Source organism: Blastococcus sp. SYSU DS0539, assembly GCF_054050855.1.
The window spans coordinates 24,921-46,730 of record NZ_JBJHAF010000003.1 but is presented as its reverse complement, the minus strand read 5'-3'; the positions used below and the strand labels follow the sequence as shown (position 1 = coordinate 46,730).

The 21,810-nt window shown below is 73.9% G+C and carries 22 protein-coding genes; 18 read left to right on the top strand and 4 right to left on the bottom strand.

The features are described 5' to 3' along the window. The first annotated feature begins 148 nt into the window (after window positions 1-148). Genes ftsH through ACI790_RS04530 form a run of 6 tightly spaced genes read left to right on the top strand, consistent with a single transcriptional unit; the run spans window position 149 to window position 4,991 of the window. Window positions 149-2,122: an ATP-dependent zinc metalloprotease FtsH gene (ftsH, locus tag ACI790_RS04555; RefSeq protein WP_456568604.1), complete on the top strand. Its 1,974-nt coding sequence runs from the start codon at window positions 149-151 to the stop codon at window positions 2,120-2,122. Further along, entirely contained in the window at window positions 2,119-2,736 is a 618-nt protein-coding gene (gene folE, locus ACI790_RS04550; protein ID WP_456568603.1) for a GTP cyclohydrolase I FolE, read from the top strand. The genes ftsH and folE overlap by 4 nt, the downstream gene beginning before the upstream one ends. A 13-nt stretch (window positions 2,737-2,749) precedes the next feature. Then, window positions 2,750-3,604, top strand: coding sequence for a dihydropteroate synthase (folP, locus tag ACI790_RS04545; RefSeq protein WP_456568602.1), 855 nt, complete (start codon window positions 2,750-2,752; stop codon window positions 3,602-3,604). After that, on the top strand, window positions 3,597-3,974 hold the full coding sequence (gene folB, locus ACI790_RS04540) for a dihydroneopterin aldolase (protein WP_456568601.1): 378 nt from the start codon (window positions 3,597-3,599) through the stop codon (window positions 3,972-3,974). Before folP ends, folB begins: the two co-directional genes overlap by 8 nt. Continuing rightward, window positions 3,971-4,474 carry a 2-amino-4-hydroxy-6-hydroxymethyldihydropteridine diphosphokinase gene (gene folK, locus ACI790_RS04535; protein WP_456568600.1) on the top strand — a complete coding sequence of 168 codons (504 nt, stop codon included), beginning with the start codon at window positions 3,971-3,973 and terminating at the stop codon, window positions 4,472-4,474. Before folB ends, folK begins: the two co-directional genes overlap by 4 nt. Window positions 4,475-4,481: 7 nt before the next feature. Next, the gene (locus ACI790_RS04530) at window positions 4,482-4,991 is read left to right on the top strand and encodes a DUF3180 domain-containing protein (RefSeq protein WP_456568599.1); all 510 of its coding nucleotides are present in this window, start codon (window positions 4,482-4,484) and stop codon (window positions 4,989-4,991) included. 106 nt (window positions 4,992-5,097) lie between these two features. On the opposite strand, the gene ACI790_RS04525 is transcribed toward ACI790_RS04530, so the two are convergent. Then, window positions 5,098-6,303, bottom strand: a complete 1,206-nt coding sequence (locus ACI790_RS04525) for an ABC transporter ATP-binding protein (RefSeq protein WP_456568598.1) — start codon at window positions 6,301-6,303, stop codon at window positions 5,098-5,100. 17 nt (window positions 6,304-6,320) lie between these two features. Here ACI790_RS04525 and ACI790_RS04520 point away from each other — a divergent pair, with 17 nt between their 5' ends. The 3 genes from ACI790_RS04520 to ACI790_RS04510 all read left to right on the top strand — a co-directional run bounded on the left by ACI790_RS04520 (window position 6,321) and on the right by ACI790_RS04510 (window position 8,894). Beyond that, window positions 6,321-7,028: an ABC transporter permease gene (locus tag ACI790_RS04520; protein WP_456568597.1), complete on the top strand. Its 708-nt coding sequence runs from the start codon at window positions 6,321-6,323 to the stop codon at window positions 7,026-7,028. Continuing rightward, on the top strand, window positions 7,025-7,753 hold the full coding sequence (locus ACI790_RS04515) for an ABC transporter permease (protein WP_456568596.1): 729 nt from the start codon (window positions 7,025-7,027) through the stop codon (window positions 7,751-7,753). Before ACI790_RS04520 ends, ACI790_RS04515 begins: the two co-directional genes overlap by 4 nt. Window positions 7,754-7,895: 142 nt before the next feature. Then, on the top strand, window positions 7,896-8,894 hold the full coding sequence (locus tag ACI790_RS04510; protein ID WP_456568595.1) for a glycine betaine ABC transporter substrate-binding protein: 999 nt from the start codon (window positions 7,896-7,898) through the stop codon (window positions 8,892-8,894). 6 nt (window positions 8,895-8,900) lie between these two features. Here the strand turns inward: ACI790_RS04510 and ACI790_RS04505 are convergent, their stop codons facing one another. Next, window positions 8,901-9,503 carry a DUF1684 domain-containing protein gene (locus ACI790_RS04505; RefSeq protein ID WP_456568594.1) on the bottom strand — a complete coding sequence of 201 codons (603 nt, stop codon included), beginning with the start codon at window positions 9,501-9,503 and terminating at the stop codon, window positions 8,901-8,903. 82 nt (window positions 9,504-9,585) lie between these two features. On the opposite strand from ACI790_RS04505, the gene ACI790_RS04500 reads away from it, so the two are divergent. After that, entirely contained in the window at window positions 9,586-10,998 is a 1,413-nt protein-coding gene (locus tag ACI790_RS04500; RefSeq protein ID WP_456568593.1) for a DUF6779 domain-containing protein, read from the top strand. A gap of 6 nt (window positions 10,999-11,004) precedes the next feature. Here ACI790_RS04500 and ACI790_RS04495 read toward each other — a convergent pair whose 3' ends face one another. Then, window positions 11,005-11,757, bottom strand: coding sequence for an SDR family oxidoreductase (locus tag ACI790_RS04495; protein ID WP_456568592.1), 753 nt, complete (start codon window positions 11,755-11,757; stop codon window positions 11,005-11,007). A gap of 286 nt (window positions 11,758-12,043) precedes the next feature. On the opposite strand from ACI790_RS04495, the gene ACI790_RS04490 reads away from it, so the two are divergent. The 7 genes from ACI790_RS04490 to ACI790_RS04460 all read left to right on the top strand — a co-directional run bounded on the left by ACI790_RS04490 (window position 12,044) and on the right by ACI790_RS04460 (window position 19,990). Next, window positions 12,044-13,000, top strand: coding sequence for a Rossmann-like and DUF2520 domain-containing protein (locus ACI790_RS04490; protein WP_456568591.1), 957 nt, complete (start codon window positions 12,044-12,046; stop codon window positions 12,998-13,000). Next, window positions 12,997-13,881 carry a pantoate--beta-alanine ligase gene (panC, locus tag ACI790_RS04485; RefSeq protein ID WP_456568590.1) on the top strand — a complete coding sequence of 295 codons (885 nt, stop codon included), beginning with the start codon at window positions 12,997-12,999 and terminating at the stop codon, window positions 13,879-13,881. Before ACI790_RS04490 ends, panC begins: the two co-directional genes overlap by 4 nt. Before the next feature lie 8 nt (window positions 13,882-13,889). Beyond that, a complete protein-coding gene (gene panD, locus ACI790_RS04480) occupies window positions 13,890-14,303 on the top strand; it encodes an aspartate 1-decarboxylase (RefSeq protein WP_456568589.1) in 414 nt (137 codons plus the stop codon). A gap of 16 nt (window positions 14,304-14,319) precedes the next feature. Next, complete coding sequence (locus ACI790_RS04475) at window positions 14,320-15,126, top strand: type III pantothenate kinase (RefSeq protein ID WP_456568588.1); 807 nt, start codon at window positions 14,320-14,322, stop codon at window positions 15,124-15,126. Window positions 15,127-15,137: 11 nt separating this feature from the next. Beyond that, the gene (lysS, locus tag ACI790_RS04470; protein WP_456568587.1) at window positions 15,138-16,658 is read left to right on the top strand and encodes a lysine--tRNA ligase; all 1,521 of its coding nucleotides are present in this window, start codon (window positions 15,138-15,140) and stop codon (window positions 16,656-16,658) included. Window positions 16,659-16,802: 144 nt separating this feature from the next. Continuing rightward, window positions 16,803-17,156, top strand: coding sequence for a histone-like nucleoid-structuring protein Lsr2 (locus tag ACI790_RS04465; protein ID WP_456568586.1), 354 nt, complete (start codon window positions 16,803-16,805; stop codon window positions 17,154-17,156). Window positions 17,157-17,452: 296 nt separating this feature from the next. Beyond that, window positions 17,453-19,990 (top strand): ATP-dependent Clp protease ATP-binding subunit, encoded by a 2,538-nt coding sequence (locus tag ACI790_RS04460; RefSeq protein WP_456568585.1) that lies wholly within the window; start codon window positions 17,453-17,455, stop codon window positions 19,988-19,990. Between the two features lie 169 nt (window positions 19,991-20,159). On the opposite strand, the gene ACI790_RS04455 is transcribed toward ACI790_RS04460, so the two are convergent. After that, window positions 20,160-21,053 (bottom strand): A/G-specific adenine glycosylase, encoded by an 894-nt coding sequence (locus ACI790_RS04455; RefSeq protein WP_456568584.1) that lies wholly within the window; start codon window positions 21,051-21,053, stop codon window positions 20,160-20,162. Window positions 21,054-21,130: 77 nt separating this feature from the next. On the opposite strand from ACI790_RS04455, the gene ACI790_RS04450 reads away from it, so the two are divergent. Next, window positions 21,131-21,805, top strand: a complete 675-nt coding sequence (locus tag ACI790_RS04450) for a MucR family transcriptional regulator (protein ID WP_456568583.1) — start codon at window positions 21,131-21,133, stop codon at window positions 21,803-21,805. Window positions 21,806-21,810: the final 5 nt, after the last annotated feature.

Below are 21,810 nucleotides of genomic sequence, written 5' to 3'. Positions count from 1 at the left end.
GCAGGAGTCGGACAGGTTCGCCGGTGTACCGTCGATGCCGACGACGCCGCACCGAGCGCCGGGGTCCGCACCCCGGCCGTTCGCGGTGTCCCGGGACGATCAGGAGGGTCGACGGGCAGGCCGGCACGCCGGCGCCCGGCATCGGTGTATGGAACGTAAGAAGATCTTCCGCTCCGTCTGGTTCTGGGTCGTCCTCGTCATCCTGCTGGCCCTCACCGTCTCGTCGGTGTTCAGCGGCAGCGGCGGACTCAAGGAGATCACCACCTCGACGGCCCTCGAGCAGATCGAGGACGGCAACGTCGAGTCGGCCACGCTCAACACCAAGGAGCAGACGCTCGACCTGGTGCTCACCGACGAGGTCGAGGGCGCCACCGAGGTGCAGGCGTCCTACCCGATCGCGGTCGAGGGCGACATCGTCGACCTCCTGCGCGGCGAGGACGGCGAGACCGAGTTCGACACCAACGTCACCCAGGACAGCCTCCTGGTCAGCCTGCTGGTCAGCTTCCTGCCGTTCCTCATCCTCCTGCTCCTGCTGTTCTGGCTGTTCAACTCCATGCAGGGCGGCGGCCGCGGCGTCATGGCCTTCGGCAAGTCCAAGGCCAAGCAGGTCACCAAGGACACCCCGAAGACGACGTTCTCCGACGTCGCCGGTGCCGACGAGGCCATCGAGGAACTGCACGAGATCAAGGACTTCCTGCAGAACCCGGTGAAGTTCCAGGCCGTCGGCGCCAAGATCCCCAAGGGCGTCCTGCTGTTCGGCCCGCCCGGAACCGGCAAGACCCTGCTCGCCCGGGCCGTGGCCGGCGAGGCCGGCGTCCCGTTCTTCTCCATCTCCGGCTCCGACTTCGTCGAGATGTTCGTCGGCGTCGGCGCCAGCCGGGTGCGTGACCTGTTCACCCAGGCCAAGGAGAACGCGCCGGCGATCATCTTCGTCGACGAGATCGACGCCGTCGGCCGCCACCGCGGCGCCGGCATGGGCGGCGGGCACGACGAGCGCGAGCAGACCCTCAACCAGATGCTGGTCGAGATGGACGGCTTCGACGTCAAGGGTGGCGTGATCATGATCGCCGCCACCAACCGGCCCGACATCCTGGACCCGGCGCTGCTGCGCCCGGGCCGCTTCGACCGGCAGATCGCCGTCGACCGGCCCGACCTCATGGGGCGCAAGAAGATCCTCGAGGTGCACGCGAAGGGCAAGCCGCTGGCGCCCGACGTCGACCTGGAGACCGTGGCCCGTCGCTCGCCCGGCTTCACCGGTGCCGATCTGGCCAACGTGCTCAACGAGGCCGCCCTGCTCACCGCCCGCAACAACGGGTCGCTGATCACCGACGAGACCCTCGAAGAGGCGATCGACCGGGTGATCGCCGGCCCCGAGCGCAAGACCCGGGCGATGAGCGAGAAGGAGAAGAAGGTCACCGCCTACCACGAGGGCGGCCACGCCCTGGTGGCGCACGCACTGCCCAACCTGGACCCGGTGCACAAGGTGACGATCCTGCCGCGCGGCCGCTCCCTCGGGCACACGCTCGTGCTGCCGACCGAGGACAAGTACACCCAGACGCGCTCGGAGATGATCGACACCCTCGCCTACGCCCTCGGCGGGCGCGCGGCCGAGGAGCTCGTCTTCCACGAGCCGACCACCGGCGCGGGCAACGACATCGAGAAGGCCACCTCCATGGCCCGGGCGATGGTCACCCAGTACGGCATGAGCGCCAAGCTCGGTGCGGTGAAGTACGGCAACACCGACTCCGAGCCGTTCATGGGCCGGGACATGGGTTCCCGCCCGGACTACTCCGAGGCCGTGGCCGCCGACATCGACGCCGAGATCCGCGCGCTGATCGAGGCCGCGCACGACGAGGCCTGGGAGATCCTGGTCGAGTACCGCGGGGTCCTCGACCAGCTCGTGCTCGAGCTGATGGAGAAGGAGACGCTGTCCAAGGAGGACATGGCGCGGATCTGCGCGCCGGTCGCCAAGCGGCCCTCCCTGGCGCCCTACAACGGCTTCGGCAAGCGCACCCCGTCGAACCAGCCGCCGGTGCTGACGCCGGCCGAGCGGGCCGGGCACAACGGGTCCGTGCCGGAGTCGACCCCGGTCGGCGACGTCGGGGCCCCGGCGCAGCGATGAGCGAGATCCCGGCGGAGCCGGCCGACCAGCTGCTGCAGCCGGCCGCCGGGGTCGACCAGGAGCGGGCAGCGACCGCGGTGCGCGAGCTGCTGATCGCCATCGGCGAGGACCCGGACCGGCCCGGCCTGCAGGACACCCCGGCCCGGGTCGCGCGGTCCTACGCGGAGACCTTCGCCGGCCTCTGGCAGGACCCGTACGACGTCCTCGCGACGACGTTCGACGAGGAGCACGACGAGCTGGTGCTGGTCAAGGACATCCCGATGTACTCGACCTGCGAGCACCACCTCGTGCCCTTCCACGGGGTCGCGCACGTCGCCTACATCCCGGGGGAGGACGGCCGGGTCACCGGCCTGTCCAAGCTGGCCCGGCTGGTCGAGGTCTACGCCCGCCGGCCCCAGGTGCAGGAGCGGATGACGCGGCAGATCGCCGATGCGCTCGCCGACGCGCTCAAGCCGCGCGGCGTGCTCGTCGTGGTCCAGGCCGAGCACCTCTGCATGGCCATGCGCGGCATCCGCAAGCCCGGCTCCTCCACCGTCACGTCGGCGGTGCGGGGCATCTTCCGGGACAACGCGGCGACGCGCAGCGAGGCGATGAGCCTCGTCCTCGGCCGGTGAGCGCGGCCCGGCGATGAGCTCGGCCCTCCTGCCGCGGCCGGGGCGCACCCTGGTCATGGGCGTCCTGAACGTCACCCCCGACTCGTTCTCCGACGGCGGCTGCTTCGCCGACGCCGCGACCGCGATCGCCCACGGGCTGGCGATGCACGCCGCCGGCGCCGACTACGTCGACGTCGGCGGGGAGTCCACCCGCCCCGGCGCCGACCGCGTGGACGCCACCGAGGAGTGCCGCCGGGTGCTGCCGGTCATCCGCGAGCTGTCGGCCGCGGGCGTGCGCACCAGCGTCGACACCACCCGCGCCGAGGTCGCCGAGGCCGCGCTGGACGCCGGTGCGGTCCTGGTCAACGACGTCAGCGGCGGCCTGGCCGACGAGGGCATGGCCAAGCTGGTCGCCGACGCCGGCGCGCCCTGGGTGCTCATGCACTGGCGGGGGCACAGCCGGGAGATGTACGCGGCCGCCCAGTACGGCGACGTCGTCACCGAGGTGTGCGCCGAGCTGACCGCGCGGGTGGAGGACGTCGTCGCCACCGGGGTGCGGCCCGAGCAGCTCGTGCTCGACCCGGGCCTCGGCTTCGCCAAGCGGGCCGAGCACAACTGGGCGCTGCTCGCCGGGCTGGACCGGATGGTGGCCCTCGGGCTGCCGGTGCTCGTCGGCGCCTCCCGCAAGACGTTCCTCGGCCGGCTGCTCGCCGGGCCCGACGGCGCGGTCCGCCCCGCGGAGCAGCGCGACGCCGCCACCCTTGCCACGACGGTGCTCGCCGCCGAGGCTGGGGCGTGGGGCGTGCGGGTGCACGACGCCGCGGCGTCGGTCGACGCGCTGCGCACGCTCGAGGCCGTCCGAGCCGCGAAGGGAGCCGGCCGTGGTTGACCACCGAACCCCCGATCGGATCGCCGTCCGGGGCATCCGCGCCCACGCGCACCACGGGGTGTACTCCTTCGAGCGCGAGCGCGGGCAGATGTTCCGCGCCGACGCCGTCCTCGAGCTGGACACCTCGGCGGCGGCCGCCGCCGACGACCTGGGCCGCACGGTGAACTACGCCGACCTCGCCCAGCGGCTGCACGCGGTGCTGAACGGGGAGCCGGTCAACCTGCTGGAGACCCTGGCCCAGCGGCTGGCCGACGTGTGCCTGGCCGACGAGCTCGTCGACGCGGTGGAGATCACCGTGCACAAGCCCGAGGCCGAGCTGGGCGTCCCGTTCGACGACGTCACGGTCACCATCCGGCGAGAGCGCCGGTGAGCCGCGCCGTCCTGTCGCTGGGAGCCAACCTCGGCGACCGCGCCGGCACGCTCCGCGGGGCGGTGACCGCGCTCACGCAGCACGGGCTGGTCGCCCGCTCCACGCTGTACGAGACGCCGCCCTGGGGGCCGGTCGAGCAGCCGCCGTACCTCAACGCCGTCGTCGTCGCCCGGGGCGACCGCGACGCGCGCGGCTGGCTGTCCCTGGCGCACGAGCTGGAGCAGGTCGCCGGCCGCACCCGGGAGGTGCGGTGGGGCCCGCGCACGCTCGACGTGGACGTCGTCGCCGTGACCGGCGACGACGGCGCGCCGGTGGTCTCCGACGACCCCGAGGTGACCCTGCCGCACCCCCGGGCGCACGAGCGGGCGTTCGTGCTCGTCCCGTGGCTGGCCCTCGACCCGACCGCCGTCCTCCCGGGACGCGGGAAGGTCGCCGACCTGGTGGCCGCGCTCGACCCAGCCGAGGTGGCGGCGGTCGTGCGCTGGGACCACCTCCACTGAGCCGGCCGTGACCCCCGTCCGCCGCCGCGACCTCGCCGTCCTCGCCCTCGGGCTGGCCGTGGCGACCTGGTTGCTGGTCCGCACCTGGTACGGGGACGTGCCGCCGCTGCGCTGGTGGCTGTCGGCGCCGCTGGCCGTGCTGGCTCTCGCCGAGGCGCTCGGCGCCCGCACCCTCCGGACCCGGCTGTCCGCGCTGCGGGAGGCCCGTGCCGGCCGGCTTCCCCCGGACGGACGGGCGCCGGCCGTGCGCCCGGTGGAGCCGATGCTGGTGGCCCGCCTGGCCGTCCTCGCCCAGGCCAGCGCCTACGTGGGTGCGGTGTTCACCGGCGTCTGGGCGGGGGTGCTGCTGCACGTCGGCCCCGCGGTGGGCCGGCTGCAGTACGCCGGCAGCGACGCCGTCGCCGCACTGATCGGGCTGGTGAGCTCCGCCGCGCTGGTCGCGGCGGCGCTGTGGCTGGAATCGGTCTGCCGCATCCCGCCGGAGGACGACCACCCCACCGAGGGCGTCAGCGCCTGAGCGCATCCTGGTCCTCCGGACGACACCGTGGCCAGGAGCCGTCCCCGTCTGCCCCGAGCGCGTCCCTCGTGCCTACGCGGAACCCTCCGGGCCCCACTCGGCACGATCAGGCAAAAGTCGCGCCGGCGGTCTCCGGGACGGTGCCCTCGACCGAGCGGCGGAGCGCCGTGTGCAGCGACTCGGGGGTGAGCACGCCCAGGAAGCGGTCGCCGTCGAGCACGGCGACCCAGCCGGACTCCTCCTGCAGCATCGTGGCGAACGCCGTCTTCAGCGAGGCCTCCCGCGGCACCCAGGCCGCCATCCGACGGGCCGCCGAGCCGACCGTCCCCGCCCCGTCCGCCCGCTCCAGGGGCAGCCAGCCGTGCAGGTCGCCGGCGTCGTCGAGGACGACGGCCCAGCGGGCCCCCGAGTCGCGCAGCGCCGACCGGGCGTCGGCCAGCCCGTCGGCGACGTGCACCACCGGTGGCTGCTCGAGGTCGGCGGCGTCGATCCCGGTCACCGCGAGCCGCTTGAGACCGCGGTCGGCACCGACGAAGTCGGCGACGAAGTCGTTCGCCGGCCGGCCCAGGATCTCGGCGGGGGTCGCGAACTGCTCGATCCGGCCGCCCTCGCTCATGACGGCGATGCGGTCACCGATCCGCACCGCCTCCTCGATGTCGTGGGTGACGAAGACGATCGTCTTGCGGACGGTCTGCTGCAGCCGCAGGAACTCCGACTGCAGCCGCTCGCGCACGATCGGGTCCACCGCCGAGAACGGCTCGTCCATCAGCAGGACGCCTGGATCGGCGGCCAGGGCGCGGGCCACGCCGGCGCGCTGCCGCTGGCCGCCGGAGAGCTGGTGGGGATAGCGGTCGCCGTGGACGGCGGGGTCGAGCCCCACGACGTCGAGCAGCTCGTCGACGCGGGCGCGGGTGCGTCGCTTGTCCCAGCCCAGCAGCCGGGGCACGGTGCCCACGTTGACCCGCACGGTCTGGTGCGGGAAGAGGCCGACGTTCTGGATGACGTAGCCGATCCGCCGGCGCAGCTGCACCGGATCGGCCCGCGTGACGTCCTCCCCGCCGAGCAGGATGCGCCCCGTCGACGGCTCGATGATCCGGTTGATCATCTTCATCGTGGTCGTCTTGCCGCAGCCGGAGGGGCCCACCAGGACGGTCAGCTCGCCGGCGGCGACGGTCAGGTCGAGCTCCGCCACCCCGACGGTCCCGTCGGCGTAGACCTTGCTCACCCCCTCGAGCCGGATCTCCTCCGCGCCGCCCTCCGCGGGGGACGGCGCAGCGGACGACGGGCTGGTCGGTGACGAAGTAGCGTCCACGGGGTGAGCCTCCTGGGATGCGCACGATGCTGAGCGCGGCGGGCGCCGAGGCGCTCGCGGTCGATGCGGCGCCGAATCCCTGGTTCGACCCGTCCTACGTCACGTCCAACTGGGACACCATTGTGGGCTACCTGGGCGAGCACGTCAGGCTCACGGTCGCCGCCGTGGTCCTCGGGGCGCTGATCGCGCTGCCGCTGGCCCTGCTGGCCCGCCGCAGCCGGTGGCTCGCCGGACCGGTCCTCGGTCTGTCCACGCTGATCTACACGATCCCGTCGCTGGCGATGTTCGCCTTCGTCGCGCCGATCACCGGCATCACCGCGACCACCGTGCTCATCGGCCTGGTCCTGTACTCGCTGGTGATCCTGGTGCGGAACTTCCTCGCCGGGTTGCAGGCGGTGCCCGCCGACGTGCGCGAGGCGGCGCGGGGCATGGGCTACGGGCCGGCCCGGCTCTTCTGGCAGGTGGAGCTGCCGCTCGCGCTGCCGGCGTTCATGGCCGGCATCCGGGTCGCGACCGTGTCGACGGTCGCCCTGGTCACCGTCGGCGTCATCGTCGGCCACGGCGGGCTCGGCCAGCTGATCACCGGAGGGTTCGCCGCGAACTTCTACCGCGCGCAAATCGTGACCGGTGCCGTGGGGTGCGTCCTGCTCGCCCTGCTCGCCGACCTGCTGCTGGCCGGCGCGGAGCGGCTGCTCACTCCCTGGGCGCGGGGGACGCGGGCGTGAACCGGCTCTCCGACGCCCTCGTGTACCTCAACGACCCGTTCAACTGGAGCCGGTCCGGGGGCATCCTCGACCTGCTCGCCGAGCACCTCCGGATCTCCGTCCTCGCCGTGCTGGCGGCGATGCTCGTGGCCCTGCCGGTCGGCGTCCTGCTGGGGCACACCGGCCGCGGGGGCGCGTTCACCGTGGCGCTGTCCAACGTCTCCCGCGCCGTGCCGACGCTGGCGCTGCTCACCATCTTCGCGGTCACCCCGATCGGGTTCGGGCCGACGGCGACGACCATCGCGCTGGGCGTCTTCGCCGTCCCCCCGATCCTCACCAACACCTACGTCGGCTTCCGCGGGGTGGACCGGGACGTCGTCGAGGCCGCGCGGGGGATGGGCCTCTCGGGGCGGCAGGTGGCGATGCGGGTGGAGCTGCCGCTGGCGGCTCCGCTGCTGATGACCGGCGTCCGCACCGCCGCCGTCCAGGTGGTGGCCACGGCCACGCTCGCCGCCCTGGTGGCCGGCGGCGGGCTCGGCAGCATCATCACGCTGGGGTTCCGCCAGCAGGACTACGGCGCCGTCGTCGCCGGCGCGATCCTGGTCGCCGCCCTCGCCGTGCTCACCGAGCTGCTCCTGGTGGCCGTGTCGTGGGCGCTCACCCCGGGGGAGAAGCGGCTGCCCTTCCTCCGCGCCCGGCGGGCCGCCCCGGTCCCGGAGCCCACCTCGTCGGGCGTCCCCCTCTGATCACGCCTCGGTAACGGAATCGGGTGGGCGTCCCTCTCGATTGCGTTGTGTGCAACGGAGCGGTTCGATGAGGCTGCGGGAGTCCTCCCGCCAGACACGCGTGGCTGCAACAAGGCGGTCACGGGACACAGAAGGCGGGCACATGCGCGCACGCACCCGGTACATCGTTCCCCTGGCCATGACCGCGGCTCTCACGGCGGCCTGCGGCGAGTCCGGCTCCTCCGGCACCGGCGGCGGCGCCGACGGTGGCGGCGCCCAGGCGTCGGGCGAGGCCTGCGCCCCCGTTCCCGGCGACCAGCTGGTCGTGCTCGAGGACGACCAGGAGCTGCAGAACGCCGACAACATCATCCCGGCGGTCAACGCGGCCGCGGCCGAGGCCAACCCCGCGCTGCTCGAGACGCTGAACAGCGTCTCCGAGGTGCTGACCACCGAGGACCTGATCGAGATGAACGCCGCCGTCGACGTGCAGCGGCGGCCCGTGGACGAGGTGGCGGCCGCCTACGTCGCCGAGCAAGGCCTCGACTCCGGCGTCAGCGGTGGCAGCGGCCCGATCGTCGTCGGCGCCGCCGACTTCACCGAGTCACAGGTCCTGGCCACCGTGTACGCCGACGTCCTCACCGCGGCCGGCTTCGACGCGAGCGTGCAGACGGTGGGCAACCGCGAGCTGTACCTGCCGGCCCTGCAGCGCGGCGAGATCCAGGCGTTCCCGGAGTACCTCGCCACCGTCACGGAATTCATCGAGGCCGACGACACCACCGAGATCGCCTCCGGTGACGTCGAGGCCACCGTCGAGGTGCTGAGGCCGCTGGCCGAGGACTACGGGCTGGTGTTCGGCGAGCCGGCCGAGGCGGCCGACCAGAACGCCTTCGCCGTCACCCAGGAGTTCGCCGACCAGGTCGGCGTCAGCACGCTCTCCGAGCTGGCCGACGCCTGCGGGGACGGATCGCTCGTCCTCGGCGGGCCGGGCGAGTGCCCGACGCGGCCGGCGTGCCAGCCCGGGCTGGAGGAGACCTACGGCCTGGAGTTCGCCAGCTTCGAGGAGTACGACGCCGGTGGCCCGCTGACCAAGGCCGCCATCCAGCAGGGTGAGGTCTCCATCGGCCTGGTCTTCAGCTCCGACGGCGCCCTCGCCCAGCAGTAGGGGGCGTCAGTACCAGCCGCCGGGGGGCAGCAGCTCCCCGGCGGCGACGGGCGGATCCACCCGGTTGCCCTCCGGGGCCAGCGGGCAGGACCAGCGCAGGTCGTAGGCGCAGGACGGGTGGTACGCGAAGTTGAGGTCGACGACCAGCCGGTCCCCGTCGCCGCCCAGGTCGGCGCCCTTGACGGTGTCGAGCAGGTAACGCCCGCCCCCGTAGGTCGCCCCGCCCGCGGTGCCGTCGCGCAGCGGCAGGAACACCCCGCCGCCGTAGAGCGACACCCACCAGACGTCGAGCCGGCCGACGCCGGGCAGCGTCACCGCGCCGATCCGGTCCAGCGGGACCACGCCGTCGGCGGCCGTGGGCACCTCCAGCCGCAGCGCCGCGGCCGGCTCGAGCACCGGCTCGAACCGCAGCGCGGGGTCGTAGGGCGCCACCGGCAGGCCGGTGAAGGCCGCGCGGGCGGCCGCGTCGAGCGGTGACTGGGGATGGCCGGCGAACAGCTCGTCCCGGCCGTCGCGCCACCGCCGCCAGCCGTCCTCCGGATCGGTGGCCCGGACGGCGGCGTGCAGCGCGGCGACCCGGCGGCGCCAGTCCAGCAGCGAGAGGCTCACCGGAGCACTGTGGCATCTCGGACCACGGGCGGCACGGGAGCGGCTCCTGCCCGTGAGCGCAGCACGTCGCTACGCTGAGTGCATGCCCCCCCGCGAGGACGACGTCGCCCGCGGCCCCGCACTTCCCGCGTCCCGGACGCTGCTCCAGGCCGGCGGGTTCGTGCTGGCGATCGGGGCGACGCTGGCGGTCTTCCTCACCGACGACGCCCGGCTGCTGCGGGTCGCCGTCGTGGCCGTGGCCTGGGCCTTCGTGCTGGCGTCGTTCGCCGCGGGCCGGCGCGGAGTCGACCGGGCACGCGCCGCGGCCCGGGAGGCGGACCTGCGCCGGGCCTACGAGCTCGAGCTCGAGCGCGAGGCCGCCGCCCGGCGCGAGTACGAACTGGCGCTCGAGAACGAGCTGCGGCGCGAGACCGAGGGCACGCTGCGGAACGAGCTCGATGCGCTGCGTGGGGACATCGCGGCGCTGGCCGGCCTGCGCGACGAGGTGGCGCGGGTGTCGGGCATGCGCGGGGAACTCGCCGCGCTCGGCGGGTTGCGCGAGGAGGTGGCCCGGGTGGCCGCGCTCCGCGACGACGTCGCCGCCCTGACCGGCCTGCGGGGTGAGCTGGGCGAGCTGGCCGCGCTGCGGGAGGACATGGGCCGGCTGCGCGCGGAGCTGGCCGAGCAGCTCTCCAGCGAGATGCTGGTCGAGCGGATCGTCATGCGCACCCAGGCCAGCCGGCTGCCGGCCGAGGCCGGCCGCCTCGACGGGCCGGCCCGCACCCTCGACGGCGGGGCGACCTGGAGCGACGAGACGCCGCCCCGCGAGCTGACCGGTGGCTGGCCGGCGATCCGCCTGGACGAGTCGCCGCGCCCCACCCAGCAGTTCGAGCAGGTGCGCACCAGCACCTGGTCGGCGGTTCCCGCGCCGGCCGCCACCACGTCGTTCCCGGTCCCCGCCCCGCCGCAGGTCGCGCCGCGCCCGCCGGTGCCGGCGGCCGACCCGCCGCGCCCGCCGGTGCCCCCGGTCGCCGCCAGCCGTCCGGCACCGCCGGTACCGGCACCCCCGGCACCGGAGCCGGCGCCGGCGTTCGGACGGCACGAACGGGCCGCGGCGCACGACGACGGCCCGCACCTCGACTCCCGCCGGTCGCGGCACTCGGCCGACGGGTCGCCGCCGGCCGACCCGCCGCCGTCCCCGCTCGAGTGGCTGGCCGCCCGGTCGCTGGTCGACGCCCCGGCCGGCGACGCGCCGCGCCGCCGGCGCACCGACGAGCCCGGGTCCCCGCTGCCCGGCGCGGTGGCACCGACGACCCAGCACCCGGCGGTGACGCCGCAGTGGGCGGCGCCGCAGCCGGAGACCGACGCGGCAGCCGATCCGGACAGCGCCGACCGGCTCGCCCAGATCCTCGCGGAGAACGGCGTCAGCCCCTCGTCGGGCGGCCGCCGCCGGCGGCGCTACCGGGAGGACGACGACGACTCCGACGACGTCCTGGCCCGGGTGCTCGGGCGCTGAGCCCGGTCAGCGCGGGCCGCGCGAGAGCCCGCCGCCGTCCAGCACGAGGGTCTGCCCGGTGACCCAGCCGGCGCCGTCGCCCAGGAGGTAGGCCGCGGCCTCGCCGATGTCCTCCGGCGTCCCCAGCCGGGCCATGGGGTAGGCCTGCGAGGCCTCCGCCTCGCGGCCCTCGAACAGGGCTCCGGCGAACCGGGTCTTCACCACCGCCGGCGCCACCGCGTTGACCCGCACCTTGGGGGCGAGCTCCACGGCCAGTTGCGTGGTCAGGTTGATCAGCGCCGCCTTGCTGACGCCGTAGGCGCCGATCTCCTGCGACGCGCGGAGCCCCGCGACCGACGCCACGAACAGCACCGAGCCACCGTGCTCGGACATCCACGCCCGCCAGGCCTCCTGGACCAGCCCCAGCGAGGCGACCACGTTGGTGTCCAGGATCTTCCGGCAGGCGTCGAGGTCGAGGTCCATGAGCGGCCCGTACGCGGGGTTGATCCCGACGTTGCCGACCAGCACGTCCAGGCTGCCGAACGTCTCGACCGCCGTGCGCACCGCGGTCGCCCGGTGCTCCGGGTCGCCGGCGTTGCCGGCCACCGCCACGGCCACCTCCGGGCCGCCCAGCGCCTCGACCGCCTCGGCGAGCGCGTCGGGCTTGCGGGCGGTGAGCACCACCCGGGCCCCGCGGTCGACCAGGCTCCGGGCGATGCCCAGGCCGATGCCCCGGCTGCCGCCGGTGACCAGTGCGGTGCGTCCCTCGAACGTGTGCACGCTGCCTCCCTCGCCGATGTGCCGGCCGTCACGGTAGGGCGCGCCGTGCAGCCGCCTTCCGCCGGGGGCCGCGGCCGGGGGTGAGCCACGACACAGCAACCAGGCGTTGCCTGAGGCGCACACTGGTTCCAGACTCGCTCCCGGCAGGTCGCCCGCGTGACACGAACGGTTGCAGCAGACGCCGGCCGGCGCACGACCCGCACCACCAGAACGACCGCGATCCCCGACCGCGGAGATCGCGCCCGACGTCCGGTACCCGACAGGGACTGGAACGAGAGGTGCACCGATGCCTGCTGCTCGCAGGACCGCCCGCCCCGCCCCGGGCCCGGCCGCCGCGCCCGCCCGTCCCTCCGACGCACCCGCCCGCCTCCGCGTGGGCGTCATCGGCGCCGGCCGCGTCGGCGCCGTCCTCGGCGCCGCGCTCACCGCCGCCGGCCACGACGTCGTCGCCGCCTCCGGCCTCTCGGCCGCCTCCGCCGAGCGCGCGGCCCGGCTGCTCCCCGGCGTCCCGCTGCTCCCGGCCGATGCGGTGGTGGCCGCCGCCGACCTGGTGGTGCTCGCCGTACCGGACGACATCCTCCCCGGTCTGGTCGCCGGTCTCGCCGAGACCGGCGCCTGGCGTGCCGGTCAGCTCACCTTCCACACCTCCGGCGCGCACGGGCTGGCCGTCCTCGCCCCCGCGGAGCAGGCCGGGGTGCTGTCGCTCGCGCTGCACCCGGCGATGACCTTCACCGGCGCCCCCGAGGACGCCGCCCGGCTCGGCGGCGCCCCCTTCGGCGTCACCAGCCGCCCGGAGCACCGCCCCGTGGCCGAGACGCTGGTCCTCGAGATGGGGGGCGAGCCGTTCTTCGTCGCCGAGGGCGACCGCGCGCTCTACCACGCGGCGCTGGTCACCGGCGCCAACCACCTGGTCACCCTGGTGGCCGAGGCCGCCGACCTGCTGCGCACCGCCGGCGTCACCGAGCCGGCCCGCGTGCTGGCCCCGCTGCTCGGCGCGGCCCTCGACAACGGCCTGCGCCGCGGCGACCGCGGGCTCACCGGGCCGGTCAGCCGGGGTGACGCCGGCACGGTCGCCCGCCACCTGGACACCCTCGCCGACCGGGCGCCGGACGCCGTGCCTGCCTACGTGGCCATGGCCCGGCGCACGGCCGAGCGCGCGCTGGCCGCCGGCCGGCTGCGGGCCCACGAGGGCGCTCCGCTGCTCGACCTGCTGGCGGCCCGCTCGGAGACCCCCCTCCGGTGACCGCCACCCGCACCTCGGCGTCGGCCCGCCCCACCATCCCCCGGCCGGCCGTCGCCGAGTCCGTCGCCGAACTGCGCCGCCTGGTGGCCGGACTGCCCGGGCCGGTCGCCCTGGTGCCGACCATGGGCGCGCTGCACGAGGGGCACCGCACCCTGGTCCGCGCTGCCCGGGCGCGTGCCGGCAGCGTCGTCGTCTCCGTCTTCGTCAACCCCACCCAGTTCGGCCCGGGTGAGGACTTCGACCGCTATCCCCGCACCTGGGACGCCGACCTCGCCGCGCTGGCCGAGGAGGGCGCCGACGTGGTCTTCCACCCGCCGGTGGCGGAGGTCTACCCGCCCGGCGCGGTGGGGGTGACCGTCGAGCCCGGCCCGCTCGGGAACGTGCTGGAGGGGGCGGTGCGCCCCGGCCACTTCGCCGGTGTGCTCACCGTCGTCGCCAAGCTGTTCGGCCTGGTCCGCCCCGACCTGGCGCTGTTCGGCGAGAAGGACTACCAGCAGCTGACCCTGATCCGGGCGATGGCCCGGGAGCTCGTGCTGCCCGTGGAGGTGGTGGGCGTGCCGACCGTCCGCGAGCACGACGGCATGGCGCTGTCCAGCCGGAACCGGTACCTCGACCCGGAGCAGCGCCGCACGGCGGCGGTGGTGAACCGGGCGCTGCGGGCGGGCGCCGCCGCCGGCCCGCAGGGTCCGGAGGCCGTGCTCGCCGCCGCCCGGGCCGTGCTCGACGAGGCGCCGCAGCTGGTTCAGGACTACCTCGAACTCACCGATACCGACCTGGGGCCGGCGCTCGCCACCGGCCCCGCCCGCCTGCTGGTCGCCGTCCGCGCCGGCAGCACCCGACTCCTCGACAACACCGCCGTGACACTGGGAGAGACCCGATGATGCGCACCATGCTCAAGTCCAAGATCCACCGCGCCACGGTCACCCAGGCCGACCTGCACTACGTGGGCTCGGTGACCATCGACGAGGACCTGCTCGACGCCGCCGACCTGCTGCCCGGCGAGCAGGTCGCGATCGTCGACATCACCAACGGCGCCCGGCTGGAGACCTACGTCATCCCCGGCGAGCGGGGGACCGGCGTCATCGGCATCAACGGCGCCGCCGCCCACCTCGTGCACCCCGGCGACATGGTCATCCTGATCAGCTACGGCGTCATGGACGAGACCGAGGCGAAGAGCTACATCCCCAAGGTGGTCCACGTCGACGCCGTCAACCGCGTCGTCGAGCTCGGCGGGGACCCGTCGGCCCCGGCGCCCGGCGCGACGGACCAGCGCCGCAGCGACCTCGGCGTGCCGGTCCGGTGACCCTCCGGTCGTTCCCGTGCTGCTGACCGTCGACGTCGGCAACAGCCAGACCGTCCTCGCCACCTTCGACGGGGACCGGCGGGTCGGCTCCTGGCGGGTGACCACCGCGCCGCGGGCCACCGCCGACGAGCTGCGCATGCTGTGGCGCGGCCTGCTGCGCGACACCGAGGTCACCGGGGTGGCCGCCTGCTCCACGGTGCCCGCGCTGCTGCCGGCGCTGCGGCAGCTGCTGGACTCCCTCGAGGTGCCGGTGGTCCTGATCGGGCCCGGCGTGCGCACCGGCGTCCCGCTGCACGTGGACAACCCGCGCGAGGTGGGTGCCGACCGCGTCGTCACGGCGCTGGCGGCCGCGGAGCTGTTCGGCCGGGCGCCCGACGGCGGCCGTCGCCCCGTCGTCGTCGTCGACTTCGGCACGTCCACCAACGTCGACGCCGTCGGCCCCGACGGCCAGTTCCTCGGCGGGGCGCTGGCCCCCGGCGTCGAGGTGAGCCGGGACGCGCTCGCCAGCCGGGCCGCCCAGCTGCGCTCGGTGGAGCTGACCTGCCCGCCGCAGGCGATCGGCAAGAACACCGTCGCCGCGCTGCAGTCCGGGCTGGTGCTCGGCTTCGCCGGCCTGGTCGACGGGCTGGTCGCGCGGATCGCGGCGGAGATCGTCACCCAGTTCGGCACCGCGCCGGTCGTCGTCGCCACCGGCGGGCTGGCGCCGCTCCTGGTGGACAGCTGCCGGTCGATCCAGGCGCGCGAACCCGACCTGACCGTGCACGGGCTGCGGCTGGCCTTCCAGCGGCAGCAGGCCGCCGAGCGGCGGGTGGCCGCCCCGTAGGCTGGGTTCCCGTGACCGACGAAGGACCGAACGGGACGGCCGGCGACGACGGCGGCGAGGAACTGCCGGAGCAGATGCGGGTCCGCCGGGCCAAGCTCGACCGGCTGCGCGACTCGGGCGTCGACCCCTATCCGGTGACCGTGCCCCGGACGACGACGCTCGCCGACATCCGCGCCGCCCACCCCGACCTGGAGCCGGACACGATGACCGGCGAGCGGGCCGGTGTCACCGGCCGGGTCATCTTCTTCCGCAACACCGGCAAGCTCTGCTTCGCCACGCTCCGCGAGGGCGACGCCGAACTCCAGGTGATGCTCTCCCGGGACCGCGTCGGCGAGGAGTCGCTGGCCGCCTGGAAGTCCGACGTCGACCTCGGTGACCACGTCTTCGTCGCGGGCGAGGTCGGGACGTCGCGGCGCGGCGAGCTCTCGGTGTTCGCCGACTCCTGGCAGCTCACCGCCAAGGCGCTGCGCCCGCTGCCGGTGGCGCACAAGCCGATGAGCGAGGAGCTGCGCGTCCGGCGTCGCTACGTCGACCTGATCGTGCGCGACGAGGCCCGGCGCACGGTGCGCCAGCGGGCGACCGTGATGTCGACCCTGCGCGCCGGGCTGGCCTCCCGTGGGTACCTGGAGGTCGAGACGCCGATGCTGCAGACCGTGCACGGGGGAGCGGCCGCCCGGCCGTTCCGGACCCACATGAACGCCTTCGACCTCGACCTCTACCTGCGCATCGCACCGGAGCTGTTCCTGAAGCGGTGCATCGTCGGCGGCCTGGACCGGGTGTTCGAGATCAACCGGAACTTCCGCAACGAGGGCGCCGACAGCTCGCACTCGCCGGAGTTCGCGATGCTCGAGGCATACCAGGCCTACGCCGACTACCAGGTGATGGCGACGGTCACCCGGGAGCTGATCCAGGAGTGCTCCGCGGCGCTCTTCGGCGACCACGTGGCCCGTCACCACGACGGCACCGAGGTGGACCTCTCCGGGGACTGGCCGCAGATCCCGCTGTACGCGGCGGTCTCGGAGGCGGTGGGGGAGGAGGTGTCCCCGGAGACGCCGGTCGAGCGGCTGCGGCAGCTCGCCGAGCAGCACGACGTCGGCGTCGACCCCGCGTGGATCCCCGGCAAGGTGGTGGAGGAGATCTTCGAGGCGCTGGTCCAGCACACGCTGGAGGCGCCGACCTTCGTCATCGACTACCCGGTGGACACCTCGCCGCTCACGCGCGCGCACCGGTCCACGCCCGGCGTGGCCGAGAAGTGGGATCTCTACATCGGGGGGATCGAGCGGGCCACCGCGTACTCCGAACTGGTCGACCCGGTGGTGCAGCGGGAGCGCTTCACCGCCCAGGCGGCGCTCGCCGCGGCCGGTGACCCCGAGGCGATGGCGCTGGACGAGGACTTCCTCGAAGCGCTCGAGTACGGAATGCCGCCGACCGGCGGTATGGGTATGGGGATGGACCGGCTGATGATGACGCTGACCGGTCTCGGAATTCGCGAGACGATCCTGTTTCCGTTGGTCCGCCCAATCAGTTCCTGAACTACCCTCTTCCGGCTGTCATCACAAAGAGCGCGAGCGACTCGGCCATTACGTAAATGGAGTTACTTGTGCTCTAATGCTCCTCGCACCCGTCGGGTGTTATTTCCGTCCGACCTCCGGGTCGCAGCGAATAGCGAGGAACGAATGGCGCGCAAGGTCCAGGTCATCCTGAGTGACGACCTCGACGAGAATCTCCCGGCCGACGAGACCGTGAGTTTCTCGCTCGACGGCACCTCGTACGAGATCGATCTGGCGGAGAAGAACGCCTCGGAGATGCGTGACGCCTTCGCCCGGTACATCTCGGCGGCGCGCAAGGTGGGCCGGGGGACGCGCTCCGCCTCCGGTGGTGGCCGGTCCCGGGCGACCGGGGGTGGCGGCCGCATGGACCGCGAGCAGGCCGGCGCAATCCGCGACTGGGCCCGCAAGAACGGCCACGCGGTCAGCGACCGCGGCCGCATCCCCGCCAGCGTCGTCGAGGCCTACGAGGCCGCGCACTGATCGAGGCCTCTCGGCAGTCCTCGACGGCCCGGTTCCCCGCTGCGGGAGCCGGGCCGTCGGCGTTCTGCGGGGCGGCGCGCCGCCGTCCGCTCACGGCGTAACGGGGGCGGAACACCACCTACCCGGGGGCCGTTGCACCGGGCAGCCATCCACCGCACCGTCGCACGACGACGGGACGACGTGGTCCGCGACTACAGTGGAAAGACCGGTGCCCCCGCGCGCCGACGGACGTCGGGTGCTCCACCCCAGAACGGGGAGGGCAGTGCCGGACCAGCCGGTCAGAGGAGAAGCAGCAGATGTTCGAACGGTTCACCGACCGAGCCCGCCGAGTCGTCGTCCTGGCCCAGGAAGAGGCCCGGATGCTCAACCACAACTACATCGGCACCGAGCACATCCTCCTGGGTTTGATCCACGAGGGTGAGGGCGTCGCTGCCAAGGCCCTGGAGTCCCTCGGCATCTCGCTCGAGGGCGTCCGCCAGCAGGTCGAGGAGATCATCGGGCAGGGCCAGCAGGCGCCGTCCGGGCACATCCCCTTCACCCCGCGGGCGAAGAAGGTCCTCGAGCTGTCGCTGCGCGAGGCGCTCCAGCTCGGCCACAACTACATCGGCACCGAGCACATCCTGCTCGGCCTGATCCGCGAGGGCGAGGGCGTCGCCGCCCAGGTGCTCGTGAAGCTGGGCGCCGACCTCAACCGCGTTCGCCAGCAGGTCATCCAGCTGCTGAGCGGCTACCAGGGCAAGGAGCCGGCCGCGGCCGGCGGCCCCGCCGAGGGCACGCCGTCGACCTCGCTGGTCCTCGACCAGTTCGGCCGCAACCTGACCCAGGCCGCGCGCGACCAGAAGCTCGACCCGGTCATCGGGCGGGCCAAGGAGATCGAGCGGGTCATGCAGGTGCTGTCCCGCCGCACCAAGAACAACCCGGTCCTCATCGGCGAGCCCGGCGTCGGCAAGACCGCCGCCGTCGAGGGGCTGGCGCAGGCCATCGTCAAGGGCGAGGTGCCCGAGACGCTGAAGGACAAGCAGCTCTACACCCTCGACCTGGGCGCGCTCGTCGCCGGTTCCCGCTACCGCGGTGACTTCGAGGAGCGGCTCAAGAAGGTCCTCAAGGAGATCCGCACCCGCGGCGACATCATCCTGTTCATCGACGAGATCCACACCCTCGTCGGGGCCGGTGCCGCGGAGGGCGCGATCGACGCCGCCAGCATCCTCAAGCCGATGCTCGCCCGGGGCGAGCTGCAGACCATCGGTGCCACCACGCTGGACGAGTACCGCAAGCACCTGGAGAAGGACGCCGCTCTCGAGCGCCGCTTCCAGCCCATCCAGGTCAGCGAGCCGACCCTGGCCCACACCGTGGAGATCCTGAAGGGCCTGCGCGACCGGTACGAGGCGCACCACCGGATCAGCATCACCGACAGCGCCCTCGTGGCCGCGGCGACGCTGGCCGACCGGTACATCTCCGACCGCTTCCTGCCGGACAAGGCGATCGACCTGATCGACGAGGCCGGCGCCCGGATGCGGATCAAGCGGATGACCGCCCCGCCGGACCTGCGCGAGTTCGACGACCGGATCGCGGCCGTGCGCCGCGAGAAGGAGTCGGCGATCGACGCACAGGACTTCGAGAAGGCCGCGTCGCTGCGCGACACCGAGAAGCAGCTGCTGGGCGAGAAGGCCGAGCGCGAGAAGCAGTGGAAGGCCGGCGACATGGACGTCGTCGCCGAGGTCGACGACGAGCAGATCGCCGAGGTGCTGGCCAACTGGACCGGTATCCCCGTCTTCAAGCTCACCGAGGAGGAGACCACTCGGCTCCTGCGCATGGAGGACGAGCTCCACAAGCGGATCATCGGCCAGGAAGAGGCCATCAAGAGCGTCAGCCAGGCGATCCGGCGGACGCGCGCGGGCCTCAAGGACCCCCGCCGTCCCGGTGGTTCGTTCATCTTCGCCGGCCCCTCGGGTGTCGGAAAGACCGAGCTGGCCAAGGCGCTCGCGCAGTTCCTGTTCGGTGAGGACGACGCGCTCATCCAGATCGACATGGGTGAGTTCCACGACAAGTTCACCGTGTCGCGGCTGGTCGGTGCCCCTCCCGGTTACGTCGGTTACGACGAGGGTGGCCAGCTGACCGAGAAGGTGCGGCGCAAGCCGTTCTCGGTGGTCCTCTTCGACGAGATCGAGAAGGCGCACGCAGATGTGTTCAACACGCTGCTGCAGGTGCTCGAGGACGGCCGGCTCACCGATGGTCAGGGCCGGATCGTGGACTTCAAGAACACGATCCTGATCCTGACGACCAACCTCGGTACGCGGGACATCTCCAAGGCCGTCGGCCTCGGCTTCCAGGCAGGGAACGACGACCAGAGCAACTACGACCGGATGAAGCTCAAGGTCAACGAGGAGCTCAAGCAGCACTTCCGGCCGGAGTTCCTCAACCGCATCGACGACATCGTCGTGTTCCACCAGCTCACCGAGAACGAGATCATCCAGATCGTCGATCTGATGGTCGCCCGGCTCGAGACCCAGCTGGCGAACAAGGACATGTCGCTGGAGATCACGCCCGCGGCGAAGCGGCTGCTGGCGGCCCGCGGATTCGACCCGGTCCTGGGTGCCCGGCCGCTGCGCCGGACCATCCAGCGCGAGATCGAGGACACGCTGAGCGAGAAGATCCTCTACGGCGAGCTGTCCAGCGGGCAGATCATCGTGGTGGACGTCGACGACGCGGAGGGCCCGGCGCAGAAGTTCACCTTCCGCGGCGAGGCCAAGCCGATCGACCTGCCCGACACCCCGCCGGTGGCCCTCTCGGGCGCCGAGGGTGACGAGGACGGTCCGGCGGCCGCGGCCGAGTAGGCAGTCCGCAGGAACGACAGGGGCCGCCCCCACCGCGAGGTGGGGGCGGCCTCTTCGTTTGTCGTCCTCCGGACGACACCGCGGCCAATGGCCGTACCCCGTGCCGTTGAGCCACATCGTCGTGCCTGCGCGGACCCCTCCGGGGCCCACTCGGCACGACAGGACGGAATCAAGCGGGCAGGCGGAAGAGGCCGTCCTCGGTCTGCTCGACCAGGCCGTCGGTGAGCAGCGAGTCCAGGCAGCGGCTGCGCTGCACCGGGTCGTCCCAGGCCGGCTCGAGCGCGGCGGCGTCCACGGGCTCGTGCGCGGCGCGCAGGACGTCGAGCAGCCGCCCGCGCACCTGGCGGTCGGTGCCGGCGAACTTCTGCACCCGTCGGGGCGGCCCCTCGTGCGCCGGCGAGCCGGCCAGCCGCCAGGCGCACCGGTCGCGCACCGGGCACGCGCCGCACCGGGGGCTGCCGGCGACGCAGACGAGCGCCCCCAGCTCCATCACGGCGACGGAGAACCGGACGGCGCGGGCGTCGTCCTCGGGGGCCAGGGCCGCGACGTCGGTGAGGTCGGCGGCGCGGGCGTTCCCCGCCTCCGCGCGGCCGTGCACCAGCCGGGCCACCACGCGCCGGACGTTGGTGTCGACCACCGGCTGGCGCCGGCCGTAGCCGAAGCAGACGACCGCCCGGGCGGTGTACGTGCCGATGCCCGGGAGCGCCTCCAACGCGGCGACGTCGGCCGGGACGACACCGCCGTGCCGCTCGGTGACGGCGATCGCCGCCTCGCGCAGCCGCAGCGCCCGGCGCGGGTAGCCCAGCTTCCCCCACGCCCGGATCACCTCGGCCGGCGGCGTGGCCGCCAGATCGGCCGGGGTGGGCCACCGCTGCATCCAGGCCCGCCAGACCGGCTCCACGCGCGCCACCGGGGTCTGCTGGAGCATCACCTCGCTGACCAGCACGGCCCAGGGATCCACGCCCTCGGTGCGCCACGGGAGGTCGCGGGCGGCCGTCGCGTACCAGTCGACGATCGTCTCGCCGGCCGGCGCCGTGCTGGCGGTGGGAGACGAACCGGTCACGGGCACCCAGTGTGCCGTGCGGGCGGTGCGGCGTGCCGAGCGGACCAGTCCGGACCGGGCGCACTAGCGTTCCCGGCGTGTTGCACCCGGTCGGTCCGCTGCCCGCAGCCGTCTACTGGCGGCGCCGGCTGACCGTGCTGGCCGTGCTGCTGGCGCTGCTCGCCGGGCTGACCTGGCTGACGAGCCGCGTGGTGTCGGGCGAGGACGAGCCGGCTCCGACGGAGGCCGCGGCCACCGAGCCGGCGGAGCTGCCGGCGCTCGAGCGGGTCGTCCCCCCGGTGGAGCAGATCCAGCCGCCCTCGACGGAACCGGTGACCGCGCCTCCGCCCCCGCCGGCACCGGAGGCGGCCGGACCCACGCCGGGGGGCCCGTGCACCGACGACATGCTGGGGCTGGCGGTGCGCACCCCCGGGCAGGCGGCCGTGGGCAGCAAGCCGACGTTCGAGCTGGTCGTGCAGAACACCTCGCCGGTGCCCTGCGTCCGGCCGCTGGACAAGCAGCTCCAGGAGCTCGTGATGGTCGACGCGGCCGGTGCCCGGGTCTGGGGCAGCAACGACTGCTTCCCGGAGAGCAGCAGCGACCTGCGCACGCTCGCCCCGGGGGAGACGGTGGTCTTCCCGGTGCTGTGGGGCGGGCGCACCAGCGACCCGAGCTGCACCGCCGAACGGGTGACGCCGCCGCCGGGCACCTACGTGCTGCGCGGCCGCCTGGACACCAAGGTCTCCGGGGAAGCCCCGCTCACCCTCGGGTGACTACG